Annotated in this window: 2 protein-coding genes and 1 pseudogene; all 3 read right to left on the bottom strand. The window is 71.4% G+C overall.

Going from position 1 to position 1,253, the window contains the following annotated elements; genetic code table 11:
* Positions 1-628 (bottom strand): GTP-binding protein (locus AF1_RS32590; RefSeq protein ID WP_084263552.1); only part of this gene is annotated, 628 nt, incomplete at its 3' end.
* Complete coding sequence (locus AF1_RS32585; protein WP_067808211.1) at positions 609-986, bottom strand: DUF742 domain-containing protein; 378 nt, start codon at positions 984-986, stop codon at positions 609-611. The genes AF1_RS32585 and AF1_RS32590, both read right to left, overlap by 20 nt.
* A gap of 6 nt (positions 987-992) precedes the next feature.
* Positions 993-1,253, bottom strand: a pseudogene (locus AF1_RS35580) (hypothetical protein); the annotation flags it as partial.

Raw genomic sequence — 1,253 nt, 5'->3', positions numbered from 1 at the left:
CGAGGGAGACGCCGGCCGGGTTCTGCGCCTGATGGACGGTCAGCAAGTGCTTCACCAAGGTCGTCAGGACCTCCTTCCCGGACGCGCGTTCCCGTACGTCGCAGAGCACCACGGGGGTGTGGTCGCCGAGGTCGAGCGCCTCCCGGATCTCCTCGGGGGTGTAGTCGTAGCCGTCGTCGAAGCAGTTGACGGCGATGACGAACGGCAGCCCGCGGTTCTCGAAGTAGTCGACGGCGGGGAAGCAGTCGGCGAGCCGGCGCGTGTCGGCGAGGACGACGGCGCCGAGCGCGCCGAACGACAGCTCGTCCCACATGAACCAGAAGCGGTCCTGGCCGGGCGTGCCGAACAGGTACAGGACGAGGCCGTCGCGGATCGTGATGCGGCCGAAGTCCATCGCGACCGTGGTGGTGGTCTTCTGCTCGACGCCCTCGGTGTCGTCGACGCCGAGGCTCTGGTCGGTGAGCAGTTCCTCGGTCTGCAGGGGCCGGATCTCGCTGACGGCGCCGACCAGCGTCGTCTTGCCGACCCCGAATCCCCCGGCGATGAGGATCTTCACCGCGACCGGGGTCGCCGGGGCGTGTCCCCCGTTCCCCTCGGCGACCGCGTTCTCAGAGGGCTTGGAGACCATGGAGCACTTCTCTCAGCAGACGTTCCTTGGAGAGCGGGCTCTCCTGTTGGGGGCGGGCGGCGGTGATGAGCCGGTGGTGCAGCAGGTCGCCGAGCAGGACGCGCACGACGACCAGGGGAAGTTTCATCCGCGCCGAGATCTCGGCCACCGGCTGCGGCTGCCCGCACATCTCCAGGATGTCGAGATGCTCGGGGCCGATGCCGGGCGTGCCCGCCCGGGGCCGCGCCGCCGTCGTCACGATCGTGATCATGTCGAAGGGCTCGCCGGTCGCGGGCCGGGCGCGCCCGCGGGTGAGCGCGTAGGACCGGACGATCGGGCCCGCCTCGTCATCGAGCCATTCGCTGCCGGAACCGGTCATGGTCCGTCACGATTCCTCGTTGTCGAGGGCGTCGGCACGACCGCGCCGGGTGCCCTGCTGGATGGACGACATCATCGACCGCAACTCCTCGGGCGACCGGCCGGGACGCGGTTCGGGGGCGGACCTGGGCTCGGCGGCGGGGTCTTCGCGCAGTTGGGACACCATGTTCTCCTGCCGGACGCGTTTCGGCAGCGCCGGCCGCCCGGCCGCCCCGGACGCGCCGGCGGGCCGCCGCCGGACCTCCCGCGGCGACCGCGGGATGCCCGG

Origin of the sequence: Actinomadura formosensis NBRC 14204 (genome assembly GCF_001552155.1) — a bacterium.
In the GTDB taxonomy this organism is placed as follows: Bacteria; Actinomycetota; Actinomycetes; order Streptosporangiales; family Streptosporangiaceae; genus Spirillospora; species Spirillospora formosensis.
This window is presented reverse-complemented; position numbering and strand designations above follow the sequence as displayed.